The organism is Roseovarius bejariae, from assembly GCF_009669325.1.
GTDB classification, from domain to species: domain Bacteria; phylum Pseudomonadota; class Alphaproteobacteria; order Rhodobacterales; family Rhodobacteraceae; genus Roseovarius; species Roseovarius bejariae.
Window position 1 is genome coordinate 169,337 of sequence record NZ_SZWE01000002.1, and the last position, 20,155, is coordinate 189,491.

18 protein-coding genes and 1 tRNA gene are annotated in these 20,155 nt (G+C 57.7%); 10 read left to right on the forward strand and 9 right to left on the reverse strand.

What is annotated here, in order from left to right; genetic code table 11:
* Position 1 precedes the first annotated feature (1 nt).
* Positions 2–1,033, reverse strand: a complete 1,032-nt coding sequence (locus FDP25_RS14830; protein WP_154154033.1) for a branched-chain amino acid ABC transporter permease — start codon at positions 1,031–1,033, stop codon at positions 2–4.
* A 96-nt stretch (positions 1,034–1,129) separates the two neighbouring features.
* Positions 1,130–2,476 (reverse strand): substrate-binding protein, encoded by a 1,347-nt coding sequence (locus FDP25_RS14835; protein ID WP_154154036.1) that lies wholly within the window; start codon positions 2,474–2,476, stop codon positions 1,130–1,132.
* A 223-nt stretch (positions 2,477–2,699) separates the two neighbouring features.
* On the opposite strand from FDP25_RS14835, the gene FDP25_RS14840 reads away from it, so the two are divergent.
* From FDP25_RS14840 to FDP25_RS17415, 7 genes are all read left to right on the forward strand, one after another.
* Positions 2,700–3,998, forward strand: coding sequence for a helix-turn-helix domain-containing protein (locus FDP25_RS14840; protein WP_154154039.1), 1,299 nt, complete (start codon positions 2,700–2,702; stop codon positions 3,996–3,998).
* An 82-nt stretch (positions 3,999–4,080) separates the two neighbouring features.
* On the forward strand, positions 4,081–4,452 hold the full coding sequence (locus tag FDP25_RS14845; RefSeq protein ID WP_154154042.1) for a response regulator transcription factor: 372 nt from the start codon (positions 4,081–4,083) through the stop codon (positions 4,450–4,452).
* 272 nt (positions 4,453–4,724) lie between these two features.
* Positions 4,725–7,415: a sensor histidine kinase gene (locus FDP25_RS14850; RefSeq protein ID WP_154154045.1), complete on the forward strand. Its 2,691-nt coding sequence runs from the start codon at positions 4,725–4,727 to the stop codon at positions 7,413–7,415.
* Between the two features lie 83 nt (positions 7,416–7,498).
* Entirely contained in the window at positions 7,499–8,596 is a 1,098-nt protein-coding gene (locus FDP25_RS14855) for a FliM/FliN family flagellar motor switch protein (protein ID WP_154154047.1), read from the forward strand.
* A 92-nt stretch (positions 8,597–8,688) separates the two neighbouring features.
* The gene (locus tag FDP25_RS14860) at positions 8,689–9,012 is read left to right on the forward strand and encodes a TraR/DksA family transcriptional regulator (protein ID WP_154154049.1); all 324 of its coding nucleotides are present in this window, start codon (positions 8,689–8,691) and stop codon (positions 9,010–9,012) included.
* A gap of 73 nt (positions 9,013–9,085) precedes the next feature.
* Positions 9,086–9,295 (forward strand): hypothetical protein, encoded by a 210-nt coding sequence (locus FDP25_RS14865; RefSeq protein WP_154154052.1) that lies wholly within the window; start codon positions 9,086–9,088, stop codon positions 9,293–9,295.
* A gap of 92 nt (positions 9,296–9,387) precedes the next feature.
* Entirely contained in the window at positions 9,388–11,445 is a 2,058-nt protein-coding gene (locus FDP25_RS17415) for an enoyl-CoA hydratase-related protein (RefSeq protein ID WP_154154055.1), read from the forward strand.
* Between the two features lie 9 nt (positions 11,446–11,454).
* On the opposite strand, the gene FDP25_RS14875 is transcribed toward FDP25_RS17415, so the two are convergent.
* A complete protein-coding gene (locus FDP25_RS14875; RefSeq protein ID WP_154154058.1) occupies positions 11,455–11,670 on the reverse strand; it encodes a hypothetical protein in 216 nt (71 codons plus the stop codon).
* 140 nt (positions 11,671–11,810) lie between these two features.
* Between FDP25_RS14875 and FDP25_RS14880 the strand changes: the two genes are divergently transcribed.
* Complete coding sequence (locus tag FDP25_RS14880; RefSeq protein ID WP_172982822.1) at positions 11,811–12,071, forward strand: DUF2312 domain-containing protein; 261 nt, start codon at positions 11,811–11,813, stop codon at positions 12,069–12,071.
* A 9-nt stretch (positions 12,072–12,080) separates the two neighbouring features.
* Here the strand turns inward: FDP25_RS14880 and FDP25_RS14885 are convergent, their stop codons facing one another.
* Positions 12,081–12,956 (reverse strand): hypothetical protein, encoded by an 876-nt coding sequence (locus tag FDP25_RS14885; protein ID WP_154154064.1) that lies wholly within the window; start codon positions 12,954–12,956, stop codon positions 12,081–12,083.
* Positions 12,957–13,086: 130 nt separating this feature from the next.
* Here FDP25_RS14885 and FDP25_RS14890 point away from each other — a divergent pair.
* Positions 13,087–13,162 (forward strand) — tRNA-Thr (locus FDP25_RS14890).
* A 156-nt stretch (positions 13,163–13,318) separates the two neighbouring features.
* Here the strand turns inward: FDP25_RS14890 and FDP25_RS14895 are convergent.
* The 3 genes from FDP25_RS14895 to FDP25_RS14905 form a co-directional block, all read right to left on the reverse strand.
* Entirely contained in the window at positions 13,319–14,011 is a 693-nt protein-coding gene (locus tag FDP25_RS14895; RefSeq protein ID WP_154154068.1) for a GntR family transcriptional regulator, read from the reverse strand.
* Positions 14,012–14,334: 323 nt separating this feature from the next.
* The gene (locus tag FDP25_RS14900; protein ID WP_154154071.1) at positions 14,335–15,744 is read right to left on the reverse strand and encodes a pyridoxal phosphate-dependent decarboxylase family protein; all 1,410 of its coding nucleotides are present in this window, start codon (positions 15,742–15,744) and stop codon (positions 14,335–14,337) included.
* A gap of 120 nt (positions 15,745–15,864) precedes the next feature.
* On the reverse strand, positions 15,865–16,470 hold the full coding sequence (locus tag FDP25_RS14905) for a Hint domain-containing protein (protein ID WP_172982823.1): 606 nt from the start codon (positions 16,468–16,470) through the stop codon (positions 15,865–15,867).
* Positions 16,471–16,702: 232 nt separating this feature from the next.
* Between FDP25_RS14905 and FDP25_RS14910 the strand changes: the two genes are divergently transcribed.
* Entirely contained in the window at positions 16,703–17,932 is a 1,230-nt protein-coding gene (locus tag FDP25_RS14910) for an acyl-CoA dehydrogenase family protein (protein ID WP_154154077.1), read from the forward strand.
* A gap of 138 nt (positions 17,933–18,070) precedes the next feature.
* Here FDP25_RS14910 and FDP25_RS14915 read toward each other — a convergent pair whose 3' ends face one another.
* On the reverse strand, positions 18,071–18,541 hold the full coding sequence (locus FDP25_RS14915) for a thioesterase family protein (protein ID WP_154154080.1): 471 nt from the start codon (positions 18,539–18,541) through the stop codon (positions 18,071–18,073).
* A 36-nt stretch (positions 18,542–18,577) separates the two neighbouring features.
* Positions 18,578–20,086, reverse strand: a complete 1,509-nt coding sequence (gene gatB, locus FDP25_RS14920) for an Asp-tRNA(Asn)/Glu-tRNA(Gln) amidotransferase subunit GatB (RefSeq protein ID WP_154155032.1) — start codon at positions 20,084–20,086, stop codon at positions 18,578–18,580.
* Positions 20,087–20,155: the final 69 nt, after the last annotated feature.

The following is a 20,155-nucleotide window of genomic DNA, read 5'->3' on the forward strand; positions in this document are numbered from 1 at the left end:
TTTAGTCCTCCATCACGCCTTTGCGGCCCATCAGGCCACGGGGGCGCGTCAGCAGAATGATGATTGCGACGAGATAGATGATGATCTGGTCGATGCCGGGCAGGATGGCCTTGACCTCGTTCATGGACGCAAAACTCTCCAGAACACCGAGCAGGAAACCGGCGGAAACGGCACCGGGTAGGCTGCCCATGCCGCCGACCACGACCACAACGAAGCTGAGGACAAGGAAATCCATGCCCATGTGATAGTTGGGCGAGTTGATCGGGGCATACATCACCCCGGCAAGGCCCGCGACTGCGGCGGCGATACCGAACATGATGGTAAAGCGCTTGTCGATATTGATCCCCAGAAGGCCCACGGTTTCGCGGTCGGCCATCCCGGCCCGCACGACCATCCCGAAGGTGGTGAATTGCAGGAAGGCAAAGACCGCACCGATGATCACCGCGGCGAAGGCAAAGTAGACCAGTCGCCAGTAGGGGTAGATGATAGCATTGGGATCAAAGCCCAGCAGAACGCCAAAGTCGAACGATCCTCGGAACACCTCGGGGGCCCCGGTCGGGATCGGGTTGGCGCCGTAGAAATACTTGATGATTTCCTGAAGCACGATCGCGAGGCCGAAGGTCACCAAGATCTGGTCGGCATGTGGACGCTTGTAAAAATGCTTGATCAGGCCACGCTCCATGATGAAGCCGATGCCGATCATGATCGGGATAGAAAACAGGATCGCAAGCGGAACGGCCCAGTCGATGATGCTGGCTCCGATGTCGGGGCCGAACCAAGCTTCGACATAGGGCGTTTTGACTTTCAGGGGGTTCCCGAGAAAGTCAGTCTTTGTTTCGTCGATGGTCTCATAGCTGAGGTTCAGGATTTTCGACAGTGTGACGGCGCAAAATGCACCGATCATGAACAGCGCCCCGTGGGCAAAGTTCACAACGCCGAGCGTACCGAAGATCAGCGTCAGGCCAAGGGCGATCAGCGCATAGGCCGAGCCTTTATCGAGGCCGTTTAGAATTTGTAGGATGATTGCGTCCATTGTTCCCACCCATGGGTTAAGAAGTGCGGTGGTGAATCCGAAGCTGCCGGATTGGACCCGGCCGCGTCACATGCGCGGCCGGGAACCGTAACGGGTTTAGGAGCCCGGGTTGCAGCTGCCCAAGGCGCCGCCTGCGAACATCGGGTGATCCGGTTCGTAGGTGACCTGAGCGGCAGGCGTGACTTCAACGACTTCGAGAAGGTCGAATTCGCTGGTCGGGTTCTCTTTCCCGCGCACAACCAGAACGTCCTTGAAGCACTGGTGGTCGTCGGCGCGGTAAAGCGTCTTGCCGTTGCCAAGGCCGTCGAACTCGAAACCTTCGAGGGCTTCGGCCACGGCACAGGGGTTGAACGACCCGGCACGCTGACAGGCGTCTGCATAAAGCAGGGTCTGGCAGTACACGGTATGCGCGGCCTGGCTCGGCGGGAAGCCGTATTTCTCGCCGAAGGATTTGACGAACGCCTTGGAGCCTTCATCGGTCAGCGACCAGTGCCAGTTTGTCGAACCGTGGATGCCTTTCACGTTCTCACCGGCACCCTTGGCCATGAGGCGCGAGTAGAGCGGCACGACGATTTCGAAGTTCTTGCCGTTCACCTGCTTTTCACGCAGGCCGAACTGCACGGCGTTGGTCAGCGAGTTGACCATGTTGCCGCCGTAGTGGTTGAGCACCAGAACGTCGGCACCCGAGTTCAGAACCGGCGCGATGTAGGACGAGAAGTCGGTCGCGGCCAGCGGGGTTTTCACCGTGTTCACGGTTTCCCAGCCAAGCGCCTCGGTCGAGGCAACGATCGATTCTTCCTGCGTCCAGCCCCAGGTGTAGTCGGCGGTCAGGTGATAGGCCTTGCGGTCCGAGCCGTAGAGCTTCTCCAGAACCGGGGCGAGTGCGGCACCCGACATGTAGGCGTTGAAGAAGTGACGGAAACCGTTGGCTTTCTTGTCCTTGCCGGTGGTGTCGTTCGAGTGGGTCAGGCCCGCCATGAAGATCACGCCGGCCTCCTGGCACAGGCCCTGCACAGCGATGGCCACACCCGAGGACGAGCCGCCGGTGATCATGATCGCACCGTCTTTTTCGATCATCGACTTGGCCGAAGCACGGGCAGCGTCCGATTTGGTTTGCGTGTCGCCGGTGACGAACTCGACCTTCTTGCCCAAGATGCCGTTCCCTTGCAGCGCCTTGGAAGTGAAGGTGTTCATCATGCCACCATCACCGCCACCGTTCAGGTGTTCGACCGCCAGTTCGTAAGCGCGCAGTTCGTCGGCGCCCTCATCGGCGTAAGGGCCGGTTTGCGGCACGTTGAAGCCGAGGGTAACGGTGCCGCCTGTCGGCTCATTGGTATATGCCGCGGCGCTCGAGGCCGTGAAGATCGTCGGAAGTGCGACGCCGGCACCAGCGACTGCGCTGGTCTTCAGCAGACCACGACGAGTCAGGTTCGAATTGGACATTGATATCCTCCCTTTGAATAAAGTCGATCAGGGAGGGCCTCCTCTGCGCCTCCCCAAACGGCACACGTGTGCAAAAGGATTATCGCAAGGAGAAAGAAAATTACGCAACAACTGCTTCCACAAGAACATTTTTTTTGTAAAAAAATAGACAGGGCGGGCTTTCAATTTGTAAATAAATATGCATTCCCTAACGGAACCCCGTTGAAACGCTAGGAATTTCCGAATGCCTGCCAGCTCGATGATCGGAACGCGTATCCGTGAAAAACGCATGGCGCTTGGCTTGCGTCAGACCGAGTTGGCCAAGGCGGCAGAAATATCACCGTCGTACCTCAACCTGATCGAGCACAATCGACGCAGAATCGGGGGGCGGACCCTTCTGAGATTGGCCGAGGCGTTGGAGGTGGAGCCGACGCTTCTTTCCGAGGGGGCCGAGGCCACATTGATTGCTGCATTGCACGAAGCTGCGGGATCTCAGGAGGAACGCGAGGCTGAAGTCGATCGGGCACAGGAATTCGCGGGCCGCTTTCCGGGCTGGGCGCAGTTGGTGGCGGCACAGCATCAAAGGGTCGAGACATTGGAGCGAACAGTGCAAAGTTTGACGGATCGTATGGCACATGATCCGCATCTTGCGGCGTCACTTCATGAAGTGATCTCCACGGTCACGGCCATTCGCTCGACAGCCTCCATCCTTGAGGAGACGCGCGAGATCGAACCGGAGTGGCAGCATCGGTTTCACCGAAACATCGGGGAAGACAGCCGGAGGCTGGCGGAGGGGGCGCAGGCCCTTGTGAGCTATCTTGAGGCCGGACCGGAAAGCGAGGCCGAGGCGCTTTCGCCGCAGGATACCGTTCATGCATTGTTGAGCGATCGCAATTTTCATTTTGGTGAAATCGAAGATGCCGCAGACCCGATGGCCGCGGTTGCCGCAGTGGTCGAAGGTTTGGCAGACAAACTTGATAGTGATGCGGCCCGAAGGATTCTGGAGGAATATTTGCAAGCCTACGCCAAGGACGTTTCGGCGTTGCCAAGGTATGACCTTCACGCCGCGATTTCCGCCTTGGGTATTTCTCCCGATGCATTGGCCCGGCGTCTGAATGTGGGGTTGCCCTTGGTCTTCCGGCGTCTTGCGTCGTTGCCGGATAACGAGGTCGGGCCGGTCGGTCTGATCGTGTGTGACAATGCCGGTAGTCTGCTTTTGCGCAAGGAAATAGAAGGCTTCGGAACGCCCCGTGTTGCCGGCGCCTGTGCGCTTTGGCCCATATTCCAGGTGCTGCGGCATCCCGGCTCACCGATGTGTGTACACCTGCGCCAGACAGGAAGAGACAATGTCAGATTGTTGGCCATGGCTGCCGCCGAGGAGGTGACGCCCCCCACCTTCGAGCACCCGGCCTTGATGAAGGGGTATATGCTGCTTCTGCCCGAACGTGACGAGGGGCAATGGCCGTCAATTGATGTCGGAATTTCCTGCCGTGTTTGCCCGCGTAAGGATTGCGCGGCAAGGCGCGAGCCATCCATCATGTGAGAGGGCTTTTGACTTGTGGTTCGAGTTTCATGATAAATGAGGGAACGCATAACGCGATGACATCGGAGGGGAGGCCGATGGCATGAACAAAAAAGTGCTTCTTATCGAAGATGAGCCAAATATCATTGAAGCGATCAGCTTTATCCTGATGCGCGACGGATGGGAGGTGAAAACCCACTCCAATGGGCATGATGCCATGGAGGCTGTGCGCAGTCGCGAGGCGGACCTCATCATCCTTGACGTGATGCTTCCCGGGCGGAGTGGTTTTGATATTCTCAAGGATATCAGGGCAGACGCTGACCTCGCAGGTACACCGGTTCTCATGCTCACGGCCAGAGGGCAGGATAAGGACCGGGAAATGGCTGAACGTGTCGGCGTCAACCGCTTCATGACCAAGCCGTTTTCGAACGCCGATGTTCTTGATGCCGTCCGCTCATTGGTGGCGACGACATGAGTGATGAGGGCCGTATTCCGGTTTTTGTCGAGCGCAGGACATACCGGCGCCGCCGCATGGCGGATGCGGCCCGCATGTTGCCCTTGCTGGGAGGGCTGTTGTTTTGTTTGCCGCTTCTCTGGTCTGTTGATGGGCCACCAAGTACGACGGCGTCGATGTTTTATCTCTTCTCGATTTGGGTTTTGCTGTGTTTGGTCTCGGCCATGATCTCGCGTAGGCTGCCTGTGGACGCTGCTAGCTCGGAGCCGGACATCCAAAACGAGGGTCGGTGAATGGCGTCTCTGAACGTTCTCGTTCTTGTCTGTGTTCTTTACGTCATTTTCTTGTTCGCAGTGGCATTTGCGGCAGATCGTGCTGCCCTGCATGGGCGGGGGGCATGGCTTCGGTCTCCGATCGTCTATACGCTGTCACTTTCGATCTATTGTACCGCTTGGACATTTTACGGCGCCGTGGGCTTCGCGGCTCGTTCAGGGTTGGAATACGTGACGATCTACCTAGGGCCGACATTGATCATGATCGGGTGGTGGTGGACCCTGCGTAAGATGGTCCGCGTGGGACGCAGTCAGCGGATCACGTCAATCGCTGACCTAATCTCATCGCGCTATGGCAAGTCGAACACCCTCGCGGTTTTCGTAACGATACTGGCCGTGATCGGGACCACCCCCTATATCGCCTTGCAACTCCAGTCAGTCACCTTGTCATTCCAGACCTTCGCCGAGACGGATGTGACGCAGGTCAGCCCGATCAGCCAGCAATCCACCGCTCTTTGGGTCGCTGCGGGTCTTGCCGTGTTCACGATCCTGTTCGGGACAAGGAATCTGGATGCCAATGAACGCCATCATGGGGTTGTCATGGCGATTGCGCTTGAGGCGGTCGTCAAGCTTCTTGCGCTTGTCGCGGTCGGTGTCTTCGTAGTTTGGGGGCTGTCCGGGGGGGTCGGCGAAACCTTGGCGCATATCGATGCCTCGTCGATTTCATCCTTTGAAGTCACCGGAAGTCGTTGGGTCGGGCTGACCATGCTATCGGCGGCGGCCTTTATATGCTTGCCGCGTATGTTCCAGGTCATGGTTGTCGAGAACGAAGATGAGGGCCATTTGCGCACGGCATCCTGGGCGTTTCCGACGTATCTCATGGCCATGAGCCTTTTCGTGATCCCGATTGCTGCGATCGGGCTTGAAAGAATGCCGGAAGATGCCAACCCGGACCTCTTCGTTCTGACCTTGCCTTTGCAAGAGGGCCGGGATGGTTTGGCCATCATGTCTTTCCTTGGCGGCTTCAGTTCGGCGACCTCCATGGTGATCGTGGCCGCCATTGCCTTGTCCACGATGGTGTCTAACCATATCGTCATGCCAATCTGGCTTTGGATGTCGGGTGGTAGCGCCATGGTTTCGGGCGATGTGCGAAGTGTGGCTCTTTTGGCGCGCCGCTTGTCGATCGCCGGGATCGTGTTCCTTGGTTACCTCTATTTCCGTTTGTCCGGCGGCGGGGCCGCGCTTGCGGCTATCGGGTTGATTTCCTTCGCCGGTGTGGCGCAATTCCTGCCTGCATTGATGGGCGGCTTGTTCTGGCGCGGGGCAAATCGGGTTGGCGCCCTTGCGGGTCTGAGCGTGGGGGCCATGGTTTGGCTATACAGCCTTTTTCTCCCGAGTTTCGGCGATACGGTCCTGTTGCCACAGGCCGTTATCGACCATGGGCTATTTGGTTTGGCATGGCTGCGGCCGCAGGCCCTGTTCGGGGCAGAGGGTCTGGATCCGATCGTACATGCGGTGATGTGGTCTTTGTTTTTAAACACACTGGTCTTTGTCGTGGTGTCCCTGCTGAGCTTTCCGCGCCCGATCGAGCGTTTGCAGGGCGCGCAGTTCGTCAATGTCTTCCAGCATTCGGGAACGGCTGGCACATGGGCCGGGGGGCTGGCGCAGAGCGAGGACCTGCTGATTATGACTCAACGGATCATGGGCTCATCAGAGGCACAGGCCCTGTTTGCCGGGGCCGCGCGCCGACAGGGGATTGCTGGCTTCCTGCCCGAGCCGACACCGGATTTCCTTCAGGAACTGGAACGCGCTCTATCGGGGTCGGTCGGGGCGGCCACAGCACATGCCATGATCAGCCAGATCGTCGGCGGGGCGACCGTTTCCGTCGAAGACCTGATGGCCGTGGCCGATGAAACCGCGCAGATCATGGAGTATTCCAACCGCTTGGAGGCCAAGACCGAGGAACAGGCCAGAACGGCAAGACAACTGCGTGAGGCGAATGAAAAGCTGACCCAGCTTTCCGTTCAAAAAGATGCCTTTTTAAGTCAGATCAGTCATGAACTTCGCACACCGATGACCTCGATCCGGGCGTTTTCAGAGATCATGCGAGATACGGCTGGCCTGACGGCAGATGAACAAAACAAGTATTCATCTATCATCCATGACGAGGCTGTCAGGTTGACGCGGTTGCTGGATGATCTGCTTGATCTGAGTGTTCTGGAGAACGCGCAGGTCGTGCTGAACTGGCAAACCGGGACCTTGTCCGATGTGCTTGACCGTGCCGTTTCGGCCGCGGGGGGCAGCGGGCCGGAGTTCAAAGTTGACCGGGTTCGTCAGCAAGAGCAATTCGAACTGACGTCCGACCTCGACAGGTTGGCACAGGTTTTCATCAACCTGATCTCGAACGCACGAAAATATTGTGACTCCGAGACCCCGACGTTGCGAATTCGGGTCAAACGTAGCGGAAGCAACCTTGTTCTTGATTTTATTGATAACGGATCGGGAATCCCGACGGAGAAGCAAACGCTCATTTTCGAGAAATTCTCTCGTATCGGCGAGACGAAAGCAGGGGGGGCTGGCCTTGGGTTAGCCATCTGCCGGGAAGTTATGGCACGACTTTCTGGGGCGATTACCTATTTGCCCGGTCAAAAAGGCGCGGCGTTCAGGGTGACCGTTCCTGTTGACGTGACGGCGGCGGAAGCGGCGGAATAATCCCTTTTGTGGTAAGCGCTTGGTAACCACAGCGCCATTACCTTGCCTGAGATCGGCCATATGGGTAGTTGCGGACATTTGATATGCAGGGCAAAAATTCGGTCATACATCGTAAGGCGCAGGCCGCGCGCGAGGAATTCGACGCGCGTGGAATGTCGACCGCCAAGGCGCTGCGCGTCGCATTGGCGCGCGTTGCAGACCGTTGTTACGGTCTGCCTCTTGTTGTCACTACCGTCGAGCAGGTCACGATATCGCAAGCGAGCGTGCAAGACGCCGTTGCAGATGGCGGGCTGCTTGCCCTTCTGGATGGGGAAGACCGGCACCCCGGTGCTCTTTGCCTGGATCCGCAGTTCGTGATGGGGCTGATCGAAGTGCAGACAACTGGCGCCGTGAAAAACACACAAGCTGCGGCGCGCCCAGTTACGCGTACTGACGCCGCGATATGCGCGCCTTTCATCGACAGGTTTTTCGAATCCGCCAGTTCCCAGCTTGAGGAAAACTCTCCAAAGATCGAGATGGAGAACTATCAATTTGGGGATATGGTCGAGGATGCGCGTACGCTGGCACTTGCGCTTGATAACCCGGATTATGATGTGTTTCGCCTCTCTGTCGATCTCGGCGATGGTGCAAAAACCGGTTTGATGACGGTATTTATTCCAATCGCTCAGCACACTGAGAGGGCAATGCGCAAGGGCGTCTTCGCACAGAGCTCGTCGGGACCGCCGGGATTGGGTGATATCGTTCGAAATGCCCCCGTGACACTCACTGCGGTTCTTGATCGTTTGGAGATGCCCTTAAAGGATGCCTGCAAGCTGGAGGTAGGAATGTGTTTTCCCATATCTCCGGGTGCGCTGGCGGATGCGCAATTGACATCGACAGGTGGGCATGTTGCCGCTCGTGTCATGTTAGGGCAAGTGAATGGCTTTCGGGCAGCTCGCCTGATAGCGGGGCGAAATGGGCCGCTTTTGCAGGATGGGGGCGCTCAGGCGCCGGGATTGCGGAGTGATGACCGTCAAACTGGAGAGACCCCAGAGCCTCCGGCCGACAGCCACCTTTCATTGCAACCATCCGGCCATCTTGGCGGGGAGGCACATGAGTCGCGTACTACCTCCGAGGCAGGTGATAGTGTTCAGTCCGAAGCTCTCCGTGCAGGGGCGGACAATGGCCTCGCCGAAGTTTAGGCTCAGGTTGGAATTGGGCGGGTAGGGATTGATGTGGGTCAAGGCAGGTGGGTTTGGGCCATGCGAATTTGTCATAATTCAGGAGGAAATCGATGAAAACATCTGCGCATTATCGTAAGATATTGATGGACCGACTGGCCGAATTGGATGGCCGGTTGCACCAGATCGAGGGGGAGCTGGATGAACCTCACTCGAAAGACTGGGATGACAACGCCATAGAGCGTGAAGGAGACGAGGTTCTCGAACAGTTGGGCCAAAGTGGGCAAGAAGAAATCGCGCGTATCCGGGCTGCTTTGCAACGCATTCGGGATGGATCATATGGTGAATGTGTCCGCTGCGGTGAGGCGATTGCGCCTGAACGGCTTGAGACATTGCCTGACACACCGTTATGTCGTGATTGTGCCGCCTCGATTTGATGCCGAGTAGCCTGGGGTGAGGCGCTCATTGCTCGTTTCGGAAGTTCAGTAAACTTATGAACGGGAGAGAGGAATGTCACAAAATGCCAAAATTCTTGACGCGCTCGTCAAAGAGATCGAGACGGCGCAAGCCGATGCACGATTGGATTTCGAAGCAAGGCTTGCGCGTTTGATAGAAGATATGGAGGCAAATGGCGAAATTGTTCCCGCCACGGCAAAGGGCCTTCACGAGGAGCTTGTCAACGAGAAGATCGAAGCCCAGTTTGACAATTTGCCGGTCTGACCCTGATGCACGTCACGCGCTAAGCCTTGCGTGATGGCGTAATCTTCGTACTAATTACCTCATTCGGATTATGCGCCTGAGGTGGGGACAGTGTGGTTTCTGAGGTAGACGTAGAACATCGCGACGGGATCGCCGTTCTGGGATTGAACCGGCCGGTGGCCAACGCGCTTGCGCCATCTGTGCGCCGGGCGCTTCACCACGAGGTGAAGGCCGCTTTGGAAGATGCTGATATCCGGGCGATTGTGCTTAAGGGGATGGGGCAGGGGTTCTCATCCGGTGTGGACCTTGCCGAATACGAAGGTCCGCTGGAGGACCCATGGGTTGGTGACCTTTGTGGGCTGATCGAAGAGGCCCCTAAACCGATCGTGGCGTCGCTGCATGGTGCGGCATTGGGGGCAGGGTTCGAATTGGCGCTCGCGGCGCATGGACGAGTGGCCGATCGTGCCACACGGATTGCGCTTCCCGAAGTGACATTGGGGCTTGTCCCCGGCGCGGGCGGCACACAGCGCCTTGCCCGGATTACCGGGGCGCAGGTGGCGCTTGAATTCCTGTTATCTGGCCGCGCCACGGTGGCTGGCGATGCGAAACTGCGCAGGGTTTTCGATAGGCTTCTCGACGGTGATCCTTTGGAGGAGGCGATCTCTCTGGCCTCGGATATGGCCGCAGCGGGCACATGGACCCGAAGCAGGGACCGCGAGCCAGGATTGACGGACCCTGACGGCTATCAGCGCGCGGTGCAGGCCGTCGCCGCACGGGTCGGAGATGCCGATAGCGCCGAGCGGGATATCGTCAGGTGCGTCGAGGCAGCGCAGCTTTTGCCGTTTGATCAGGGTATACTGTTTGAGCGCACTCAATTTGAGGACCGTTTGGTGTCGAAAGCGGCGCGGGCGTCTCGTCATCTCTTCGCTGCCGAACGCCGGGCAGGCGCGATGCCTGAACTCTCGAAGGGGCGCGCGCATCCTGTGAACATTGTGGCCGTGTTGGCCAATGGCCAGATGGCGGTCGAGGTGGCAATTCAGTGTCTGGATGCCGGGCATGTGGTCATGCTGACGGATGGGGATAGGCAGCAGGCACATGCGATCAAGGCCCGTGTTTCGGCCATTTACGACGCGGCGATCACGCGGAAACGATTGGACAGCAAGGCCCGTGATGAGAGGCTTTCACGCTTGAAAATCGCGCCTGTCTCCGAGGGGCTCAAGCAGGCGGATCTCGTCTTGGATGATGGAACACAGGCAATGCCTGAGGGTGCCGCAGCGATCAAATCGAATGCAGTGTGGGCAAGCCTGCAAGGCGAAATGCCTGAGGCCGATCGCCTCAAGGCCGTAGGTGCGCAGGGGCAGCATGTTGTCCTGAAATACAGCCGCCCTGCGCACAGCACCTCCTTGGTCGAGCTTGCCGTTCCCGCGGATACAGGTCCTGATGCGGTTTCCAGCATCGTGCAGAACTATGCCAAAGCGGGGCGAACGGTGGTGCGAAGCGCGCTGTTTCCCGGCCTGCTGCGTGAAAACCTGTTCTTCTCCTTGTTCGGAGCCGCCTTGGCCTTGTGCCGTGCGGGTGTATCGCCCCAAAAAATTGATGAGGCCGCAAGTGAACTCGGGTTTCTCAAGGGGCCATTTGCCATGGCGGACGCCGAGGGATTGCCGCAGGTTCAGAACCGTCACAAGTCGCTTTGCGAGGCGCGCTCCCAAAACGTGCCCGAAGCCTTGTCGTTACTGTCGGCACGGATCGCGTCGGGGGCCAAAGGGCGTGCGGCGGGCAAAGGGATATTTCTCTATGAAGACGGAGGGGCGCACCCTGACCCGGAGCTTGCAGACTGGTTGACGGAATGGCGCAGGAATGCGCCCTTGGAGTTACCTGCGAACACAGATGTCATGCGAGCCCTGCATGCAGCATATATCAACGAAGCTGCCTGCTTGATTGAGGATAAAAGGGTTTTGCGCGCCTCGGATCTCGATGTCGTTGCCGTGAAAGGCATGGGCTATGATCGACGGCGTGGCGGGCCGCTCTTGCAGGCGGATTTCGCCGGGTTGCTCGCGATCATGCAGGATATGAAAAAACTGGCTCCACTTGATGAAGCCATCTGGAGGCCCCACCCGAGACTGGTCGAGATGGTCAAATACGGTGAAGGTTTCTTTGGCCGGGCTGTCTAGGCGCGTATCTCACCCCAGCATGATGCCTACAATCACCATCATCAGGCCGATCACCGAAACGAACAGGGCACCGGTATTCAGGGGGACGATTTTGCGCACCGCATCTCGCAGGGCCTCGTCGGACAGGCCGGATTTTCTTGCTTGCCAAACCTTGTAGATACACCAAAGCAGGCCGACCAGCCCCAGCAACGATATAAACGCGCCTGTCCAAATCAGAATGTCCATGCGCATCCCTCCAACTTCGCAATCCTCAAATCGCCTATCGGATGGCGTCGGTAATCGCAAGCCAACGCCACAATATGCACCTTGCAGCACCCATGCGAGACGGGTAGTCAGAAAACTCACTTAAAACCATGAGGCGTGCCATGAATGATCTGAATCCCGATGCCAGCTATCGCGTCACCGCAGATGAACTTCGTCAGTTCATCGAACGTTTCGAGCGCCTCGAAATGGAAAAGAAAGACATTGCCGACCAGCAAAAAGAGATCATGGCCGAAGCCAAGTCTCGCGGCTACGACACCAAGGTGATGCGCAAGGTGATCGCGTTACGCAAACGCGACAAGGACGATATTGCCGAGGAAGAGGCCGTTCTGGAGATGTACAAGGAGGCCTTGGGCATGAGTTGAGCCCGGGCCTCATGGCGAGATCAAGTTGATCCCTGGAATTCGCTCGATCTCGTAGATGTCCTCGTCATAGAGGTCTGTCAGGCGGTTGATCATCTCTTCCGTCCATCCGGGAACATCCAGTTCTTCTTCGATGGCGGTTTCTTCTGCGAATTTATCGAGAAACGCCACGATCACGCGACGTTTTTGGGCTTCGGTCATCCCGGGATGATCACTCATGTACGTCCTGAAGCGCGACCGGCCCGGTTTGCTCATGATTTCGAAAAGTAGCGAGAATTCGCCCTCGAACTCCGTGTTCGGGTCAAGCCCGGCGATTTCCCGTACAACCTGTCCCCATATGAGAGGGGTATCTTCATTGCACCAAACGGTGATTGGCATGTCCGGGAAGGCTTGCCGCAAGCGGGCAATCAACTCGGACCATCGAATGACCGTGGGTGCCACACCGTTCAGATAATCCGCCATGCTGGTTTGCGGGGCCTCGTTGAACATGGCCGGAAGGAAACTCGCCGGGTTTCGGATGGCGAGGCACAATTCGATCTGATCGCCTGCGAAAATCTGGTGGAATGCGGCCATGCGAGCATCGGCCGCTGAATAGAGGACACCACCGGACGCTGCCATTCGGGGCGTTCCGAAAAAGCCATGGTTCGACAAAATGAGCCTGTCGGCGGTGTCGTCTTCCACAATCGCGTCATGTGCTACGCCGCGCGCATCCGGTGACAGGCCTGTATTCGCCGCCGCATGCAGCATGTCGCGCAGCAGTTTACGGTAGCGCGTGACGCTAGGCACGTGCGTTCCGCGTTCCGCTAGAAGGTCTCGGTTCGCAGCGAGGCATTTGATCAACCGATCCTCATCGGTCATATGCGCGCCTGCGTGAATAACGACCTGCATTCGCAATCCGTTCATGAAAGTTCAGAGAAGCGCCGCCAATATAGTCGCTTTCACAGACAGTTAAACCGCTTTTCCAAAGGTGCGATTCTGTCTTGCATCAAGGTCACGTTCTGCGTATCCACGGCGCCGTGCCCCTATAGCTCAGCTGGTAGAGCAACTGATTTGTAATCAGTAGGTCGGGAGTTCGAGTCTCTCTGGGGGCACCACTGAAGTCACTCCTGTATTATCAATGCGGCCTGCACTTTTTATTATCCAGCCTCCGCAGGGTGTGGAGCTGGGGCAGAGAGGCGCAACTCAGGTAAATGTTGTATCTATGCGGGGTTGATCGGCTTTGGCATACTGTCGTGTGTCAGACAAATTCATTATTGCGATACGTAATTCAGAAGCCCTCGCCCTCCATCTTCAATATCATGGTATATCGCATCACTTGCACTTGCAGGGTCATTATTGCGAAGCGCGTCGAGAATACGCTGGTGTGGGTGTGACGCCCAGTTCGTGGGCAAGCCGGAGTCATACAGATGGGTCAGGATAGGACCACATCGTACCCAAAGCCCCTCAATGATTTCATAGGTCAGGGGAAGTTTGGCCATTTTGGCAAGCTGCAAGTGAAACTGGGTGTTCAGATCAACGGCCTCCCTGTAATTTCCGTGCTTCAGGGACTGCATGAATTGACGATTCAGATCATCAAGCGCCTGTTTTTCATCTTCATGGGCGATCTGGGCGGCCTGGGCTGCGCAGCGGCCTTCAAGATCCTTCCGGATGTCGCGTATTTCCAGCAACTCTGCTTTCGTCAGATCTGGAACGATCACCGTTCCTCGGTCGTTGAGAGTTAAGGCGCGCTCTACGACAAGGCGGGTCAAGGCTTCGCGCATAGGCGTGGGACTAATGCCGAACCGTGCCGACGTGGGGCGAAGGGGAAGCTGGTTGCCGGGCTCCAGATGGCCTCGCATCAATGCATCCCGTAAGGCGTTATAGGCCCTGTCACTGAGGTTTTTCTTAACGTTTGGTCGTTCCCGAGGTTCGGGTTCTTGTCGACTACCCGAGTCTTTAACCATGATTTCTACCTTTTTACCTAACTTGCGGGAGGGGCCTTTGGATATGATAGTCCGAGAAGTCTTTGCAGTCGCAATGGGTTATGGGGTTATGGTACGATACACGCTGTTGCGCCCGAAGTGGAGTGCTTCGATCCGGTGAGACGATCTGACCCGACCTCGGCAACTCTTGGGCCGAAGTGGCCAGACGAATTGACACAAGCTATCGTTGGGAACACACCCTCTCAATCTGTCACCGCCCGATCTGTGACAGCGGCGGTGCAAGCCTCATATCGAGTGTCTATTGAGGGGGAAACGCCCAGCACAATAATAACTGGCGCGGACACTCACATTGGCGCAGCAAGAAGTTCAAGCGTACGCTGAATGTCCTCTGCCGTGGTGAGCGGATTGATCGTGCACAGCCTGAGCGCAGTTCGGCCATGCAAACTGGTTGTCGATACCGTGGCGAATCCGCTTTCGGACAATCGGTTGGCGCGTTTGGCGTGATCCTCCGAATCCGCGCCATTCCGTGCAAAGCACACAATGCCAAGCTGGGCGTGGGAGAGAACGTCCCATGTCTCCGGAGCGGCTCGAAGTTGCCTCTCGGCTTCCTCGGCAAGAGCGATCCCATGCGCAACGCCCTCTCGGAAAGATTGAGCGCCATATGTTCTAAGAGACATCCAAAGCTTCAAGGCCCGCGAACGCCGGGTCAATTCCAGCGACCGGTTGCCGTAGTTCACTTCGTTATCGGCTTGAACATCCTTGAGGTATTCCGGGTTCATCGAAAAGCACCGATCAAGGGCCCCGGGCCGTGTCACAAAGCACATTCCCAGATCATAGGGCTGGAAGAACCACTTATGAGGGTCCAGAACGACAGAGTCAGCGCGCTCAAGCCCCTTCAAGACCTCACGTCCGTCTTGCGTTATGGCGGCAGGGGCACCATAGGCCCCGTCAACGTGCAGCCAAATATTGTGCTGCTCACAGATATCCGCAATGGCCTCAAGTGGGTCTGCCGCACCGGTATTCGTTGTGCCCGCGGTCGCGACGACCATCATGGGCTTCAACCCTTTGCCGATATCCTCTTCGATCGATGCGGCAAGGACATCGGGGCACATCCGCAGGGTCTCGTCCGACGGCAGAATACGGATTTCCTCATCATTCAATCCCATCTGCCGCAGGTTGCGCGGCAGGGACGCGTGAGTTTGATCCATGAGATAAGCCACACCACGCCCCACCTCGGACCGTGCGACGCAGAAACCGGTAAAGTTCGCCAACGACCCGCCCGAAAGCAAAACACCCTCGGTCTGTGACGGCAGCCCCAGCATTTCGGCAACCCAGGACACGACGGTGTTCTCCACAATAGCAGTCCCCGAGCCGCCACCCCAACTGGCGCAAATGCTGTTGAAGCCGGTTCCCATCCAGTCCCCGAGTATCGCAGCAAACGACGCCGGCCCGGGCACACGGGCGAAATACCTGGGGTGGTCTCCATGTTGCATATGCCCAAGCGCAACCTCTGCCATCAGATCCAGAGAGGCGTCGGGGTCCATCGGCATGTTGGGAAGGGCGCCTCCCAACTGGTTTGTCAGGTCCGCCGCATCGCCCGTCGTTACCACGGGCTCTGCATTGCGTCTTTCGAAACGATCCACCACCATATCAACCACCTTGTGCCCAAGGCGTCGCATCTCTTCTGCGCTCAGGCCAAGGGTGTCGGGGGGAACCTGAAACGGGTCCTCTGAAAAGGGTGGCTTACGTGCCATGGTCGGTCTCTCGTGTTGTTCGGCCAAGGCTTGGACCGACTGAGGGCGATTTGCAATGCCTTACTCCGGATTGCCCGGATTAGGGCCAATCGCCCTCCCACACATTCTGGGGGCCTGACCCTAGTTCAATACCCTGCGCCCGACACATTTACGCGCTAAGGGCTGTACCTGACATCCATTGGTGCTTTCACCCAAGTGATAGCTTTCCGACCATGCATTATCCGACAGGATCAATTCATGCTGATCGAAAAGAAGGTGGATATATGTAATCGTTTTTGCGGGGGCTTTATCGATGCCCGGTTTGCCAAGAAGGTCGCATGCTTGGATGAGACATTCGGATTCCCCTATCGAATCCACCAAGGTCTTCTCGGTTGTCAAAAAGCGGTGTCCGGGAGACACGACAAGATCGCGATCCGGAAGGGACGGGCCCAGGGTGCCTGCCTTGATCCTTACCGGGCAGAGCCCCTCGTCATGAACCACAGACGCCACTGAAAGTTCGCGTCGTCCGGCCCAAAGCAAGGGCTGAAATCCCCGGTCCCGCGTCAATATGCGGTCGCCCTGTTTGAGGTCCTCGACCAAACGTTTGCCAGACAATGTGGTGATCGCCGTACCCGGGGTAAAGCAAGTGACCGCCCGCCCACGCCCCCTTGGGGGATTTTTGCGCCATTGGTTGCGATCATTGGTGTTTTCAACTGGGGGGTCGTATTTTGATACTGTGGTAATCATATTCAACCAACACTCGTAACTATTTATTGAGCTTTTCAAATCAAAGCGTCACAAGAACAATTCGTTCACTTTATCATGAGTTTTAATATGGACTTGGTTTGTGGCTGAATTTGGGGCATCTCGGGTAGAGGCTTTGGATTTTGCGGAGGATCCTCAACTATCGGGCGATACTGCGTGACAGGAAACCGGATCACTCCGCGCATCAACATGACAATTGAAAGGATCAGGCAGCATGGATTTTGGAATGCGTCCGGAAAACAAGGCATTGCTGGATCGTGTCCGCGCGATGGTGCGCGATGACATCATGCCCAAAGAAGCCGCCTACGCCGCCGAAATCGGTAAAGGCGATCGTTGGCAGTATACACAAACGCAGGCCGAAATCCTCGAAGGACTGAAGGCAAAGGCAAAGGCGGCGGGTCTTTGGAACTTCTGGCTGACTGACAGTGACAAGGGCTTCGGCCTGACGACAGTCGAATATGCCTGTTTTGCCGAGGAAATGGGAAAAACGCCGATGGGCGCAGAGGTGTTCAATTGCAATGCCCCCGACACCGGCAACATGGAAGTCTTCGAAAAATACGGCACCGACGCGATGAAACAGCAATGGTTCGCCCCACTGCTGGAAGGCCAGATTCGCAGTGCCTACCTCATGACAGAACCAGATGTCGCCAGTTCGGATGCCACCAATATCTCCATGTCCTGTGTGCGTGATGGGGATGATTATGTTCTGAATGGCGAGAAATGGTGGGCCACCGGCGCGGGCGATCCGCGGTGTTCGGTCTATATCGTGATGGTGAAAACGGGTGGCGATGATCTTCCAAAACACCAGCGTCATTCGATGATCGTGGTCCCCGCCGACACCCCGGGTATCGAAAAACTGCGCCCGATGGAGGTATATGGCCATGATGATGCGCCGCACGGCCATATGCATTTCCGATTCACAGATGTGCGAGTGCCAGCCGAGAACCTGCTGTTGGGCGAGGGGCGTGGCTTCGAAATCGCGCAGGGCCGTCTTGGGCCGGGGCGTATTCACCACTGTATGCGCGCCATCGGGCAGGCCGAGGCGGCACTTGAGATGATGTGCCGCCGCGCGTTGGAGCGGGAAGCCTTTGGAAAACCTCTACATCAGCTTGGGGCAAACTATGACATCATCGCCGAATGCCGGATGGAGATCGAGCAGGCCCGCCTGCTATGCCTCAAGGCCGCCTGGATGATGGACCAGGGCGATCCGCGCGCCGCCGCGCCCTGGATACACCAGATCAAGGTGGTCGCGCCGCGCGCCGCACTCAAGGTCGTGGATGAAGCAGTTCAAATGTTCGGCGCGCAAGGCATCAGTCAGGACGTGCCACTATCCGCCATGTGGACACATCTGCGGACACTGCGCCTCGCCGATGGCCCCGATGCCGTCCACCGCCGTCAGGTCGCGCGCGCTGAACTACGGAAACACACACAGCAAAAGGTGTAAGGGCGCGATACTGGAATGTCCCGTCTTCATCTTTCTCGAAATACTCCCGCCGGAGGCACCCGAGCCGATCACCAGAGGTGATCGGCGAGATACAAAGCGTGCGCCTTGGCGCGCACCGCTTGATCTGCTGCTCGCGGGTTACAGCCCGATGGAACGGCCCACGCCTTCGGGGCGGGGCAGATGCGACTGTGCCTCGGCCATGGCCGTGACGCGCGACAGGATCCGGGACGGCATAGGGGCCACACGCGGGCCGGACAAATCCACGTGCAGGGTCATGCCCTCGCCGGTGGCGGCCAGCCAGCCATCCTCGTGATACATTTCCTGAAAGCTGTGAAACCGTTTTTCATCATGTGCAATCAGCCAGAAGGAGCAGCGCACCCTGTCGCCCAGTTTCACCTCGCGCAGGTAACGCACATGAAATTCCGCAGAAAAGGTCGTGTGATTGGCTGATGCCACGTAATCCGGGCCGAAACCGAACTTGGCAAAGGCCTCATCGGCGGCGCGATCGAACAAAACCGTGTAATACCCCATGTTGAGGTGATTATTGTAATCGATCCAGCCGGGCTCGATTTCAAGGAAACTGGACATGAAAGGCTGTTGTTCGGTCATGTCATGTCCTTATTCTTCGCGCCCGGAGCGCCGTTCTCAAAGGCCCAGCTTGGCTTGCACGATCTCGTTCACGGCTTTGGGGTTGGCTTTGCCGCCGGTGGCTTTCATCACCTGCCCCACGAACCAGCCCGCCAGTTTCGGGTTGCTTTGCGCCTTTTCCACCTGTGCGGGGTTGTCGGCGATAATCTGGTCCACGGCGGCCTCGATGGCGCCGGTATCGCTCACTTGCTTCATGCCACGGTCTTCGACGATCTTTTCTGGCGCCTCGCCGGTCTCGATGTGGATTTCCAGAACGTCCTTGGCGATCTTGGTCGAAATCTCGTCCTTGGCGACCATCGCAAGGATCGCGGCATTGGCCTCGGGCGCTGCAATCTCGCGCGGGCTGACCTCGGCCTTGTTGGCGCGGCCCAGAACCTCGTTTATGACCCAGTTGGCGGTTTTCTTGCCGTCGCCCGCGCCGACAGATTCCTCGAAATAGGCGGCCAGATCGACATCGGCGGTCAGGACGCTGGCGTCATACTCTGTGACCCCGTAGTCGGTAACGAAGCGCGCTTTTTTCTCATCGGGCAGTTCGGGCAGGGTGGCCGCGATCCCATCGACCCACTCCTGTTCGATCTCCAAAGGCAGCAGGTCGGGGTCAGGGAAATAGCGGTAGTCATGCGCCTCTTCCTTGGAGCGCATGGAGCGGGTCTCGTTCTTGTCCGGGTCATAGAGGCGGGTTTCCTGCACCACCTCGCCACCACCTTCGACGATGCCGATCTGGCGGCGTGCCTCGTATTCGATGGCGGCCTGGATGAAACGCATGGAGTTCATGTTCTTGATCTCGCAGCGGGTGCCGAGATGGCTGAAATCCTGCGTTTCCATGTATTTTTCATAGGCCCCGGGGCGACAGATCGAAACATTCACATCGGCCCGCAGGTTGCCGTTTTGCATGTTGCCGTCGCAGGTGCCCAGATAGCGCAGGATCTGGCGCAGCTTGGTAACATAGGCGGCGGCCTCTTCAGGGCCGCGAATGTCAGGGCGGCTGACGATTTCCATCAGGGCAACGCCGGTGCGGTTCAGGTCGACGAAGGACATCGCCGGGTCCATGTCATGGATGGATTTGCCCGCGTCCTGTTCGACGTGAATCCGCTCGACCCGCACCTTGCGGGCGATGCCGGGCTCCATGTCCACAAGGATTTCACCCTCGCCGACGAGCGGATGATAAAGCTGGCTGATCTGGTAGCCCTGCGGCAGGTCGGGGTAGAAATAATTCTTGCGGTCGAAGGCCGACCAAAGGTTGATCTGTGCCTTCAGGCCAAGGCCCGTGCGCACCGCCTGTTCAATGCAGAACTCGTTGATCACCGGCAGCATGCCGGGCATGGCCGCATCCACGAAGGAGACATTCGAGTTGGGCTCGGCCCCGAACTTGGTGGAGGCCCCGGAAAACAGCTTGGCTTTTGACGCCACCTGCGCGTGAACCTCCATCCCGATGACAAGTTCCCAATCGTGCTTCGCGCCTGCGATCACCTTGGGTTTGGGGGCTTCATAGGTCAGGTCCAACATGCCGATCGTCTCCATCGCTCGTGACTTGGGCGTTCTAGGCCAGAGCCGCGCGACGGGCAAGGGCGGCGT

Bases quoted from the DNA above. Each gene is read 5' to 3' on its own strand.
- FDP25_RS14830 (WP_154154033.1), bottom strand. From the start codon at position 1,033: ATGGACGCAATCATCCTACAAATTCTAAACGGCCTCGATAAAGGCTCG.
- FDP25_RS14835 (WP_154154036.1), bottom strand. From the start codon at position 2,476: ATGTCCAATTCGAACCTGACTCGTCGTGGTCTGCTGAAGACCAGCGCA.
- FDP25_RS14840 (WP_154154039.1), top strand. From the start codon at position 2,700: ATGCCTGCCAGCTCGATGATCGGAACGCGTATCCGTGAAAAACGCATG.
- FDP25_RS14845 (WP_154154042.1), top strand. From the start codon at position 4,081: ATGAACAAAAAAGTGCTTCTTATCGAAGATGAGCCAAATATCATTGAA.
- FDP25_RS14850 (WP_154154045.1), top strand. From the start codon at position 4,725: ATGGCGTCTCTGAACGTTCTCGTTCTTGTCTGTGTTCTTTACGTCATT.
- FDP25_RS14855 (WP_154154047.1), top strand. From the start codon at position 7,499: ATGCAGGGCAAAAATTCGGTCATACATCGTAAGGCGCAGGCCGCGCGC.
- FDP25_RS14860 (WP_154154049.1), top strand. From the start codon at position 8,689: ATGAAAACATCTGCGCATTATCGTAAGATATTGATGGACCGACTGGCC.
- FDP25_RS14865 (WP_154154052.1), top strand. From the start codon at position 9,086: ATGTCACAAAATGCCAAAATTCTTGACGCGCTCGTCAAAGAGATCGAG.
- FDP25_RS14875 (WP_154154058.1), bottom strand. From the start codon at position 11,670: ATGGACATTCTGATTTGGACAGGCGCGTTTATATCGTTGCTGGGGCTG.
- FDP25_RS14880 (WP_172982822.1), top strand. From the start codon at position 11,811: ATGAATGATCTGAATCCCGATGCCAGCTATCGCGTCACCGCAGATGAA.
- FDP25_RS14885 (WP_154154064.1), bottom strand. From the start codon at position 12,956: ATGCAGGTCGTTATTCACGCAGGCGCGCATATGACCGATGAGGATCGG.
- FDP25_RS14895 (WP_154154068.1), bottom strand. From the start codon at position 14,011: ATGGTTAAAGACTCGGGTAGTCGACAAGAACCCGAACCTCGGGAACGA.
- FDP25_RS14900 (WP_154154071.1), bottom strand. From the start codon at position 15,744: ATGGCACGTAAGCCACCCTTTTCAGAGGACCCGTTTCAGGTTCCCCCC.
- FDP25_RS14905 (WP_172982823.1), bottom strand. From the start codon at position 16,470: ATGATTACCACAGTATCAAAATACGACCCCCCAGTTGAAAACACCAAT.
- FDP25_RS14910 (WP_154154077.1), top strand. From the start codon at position 16,703: ATGGATTTTGGAATGCGTCCGGAAAACAAGGCATTGCTGGATCGTGTC.
- FDP25_RS14915 (WP_154154080.1), bottom strand. From the start codon at position 18,541: ATGACCGAACAACAGCCTTTCATGTCCAGTTTCCTTGAAATCGAGCCC.
- gatB (WP_154155032.1), bottom strand. From the start codon at position 20,086: ATGTTGGACCTGACCTATGAAGCCCCCAAACCCAAGGTGATCGCAGGC.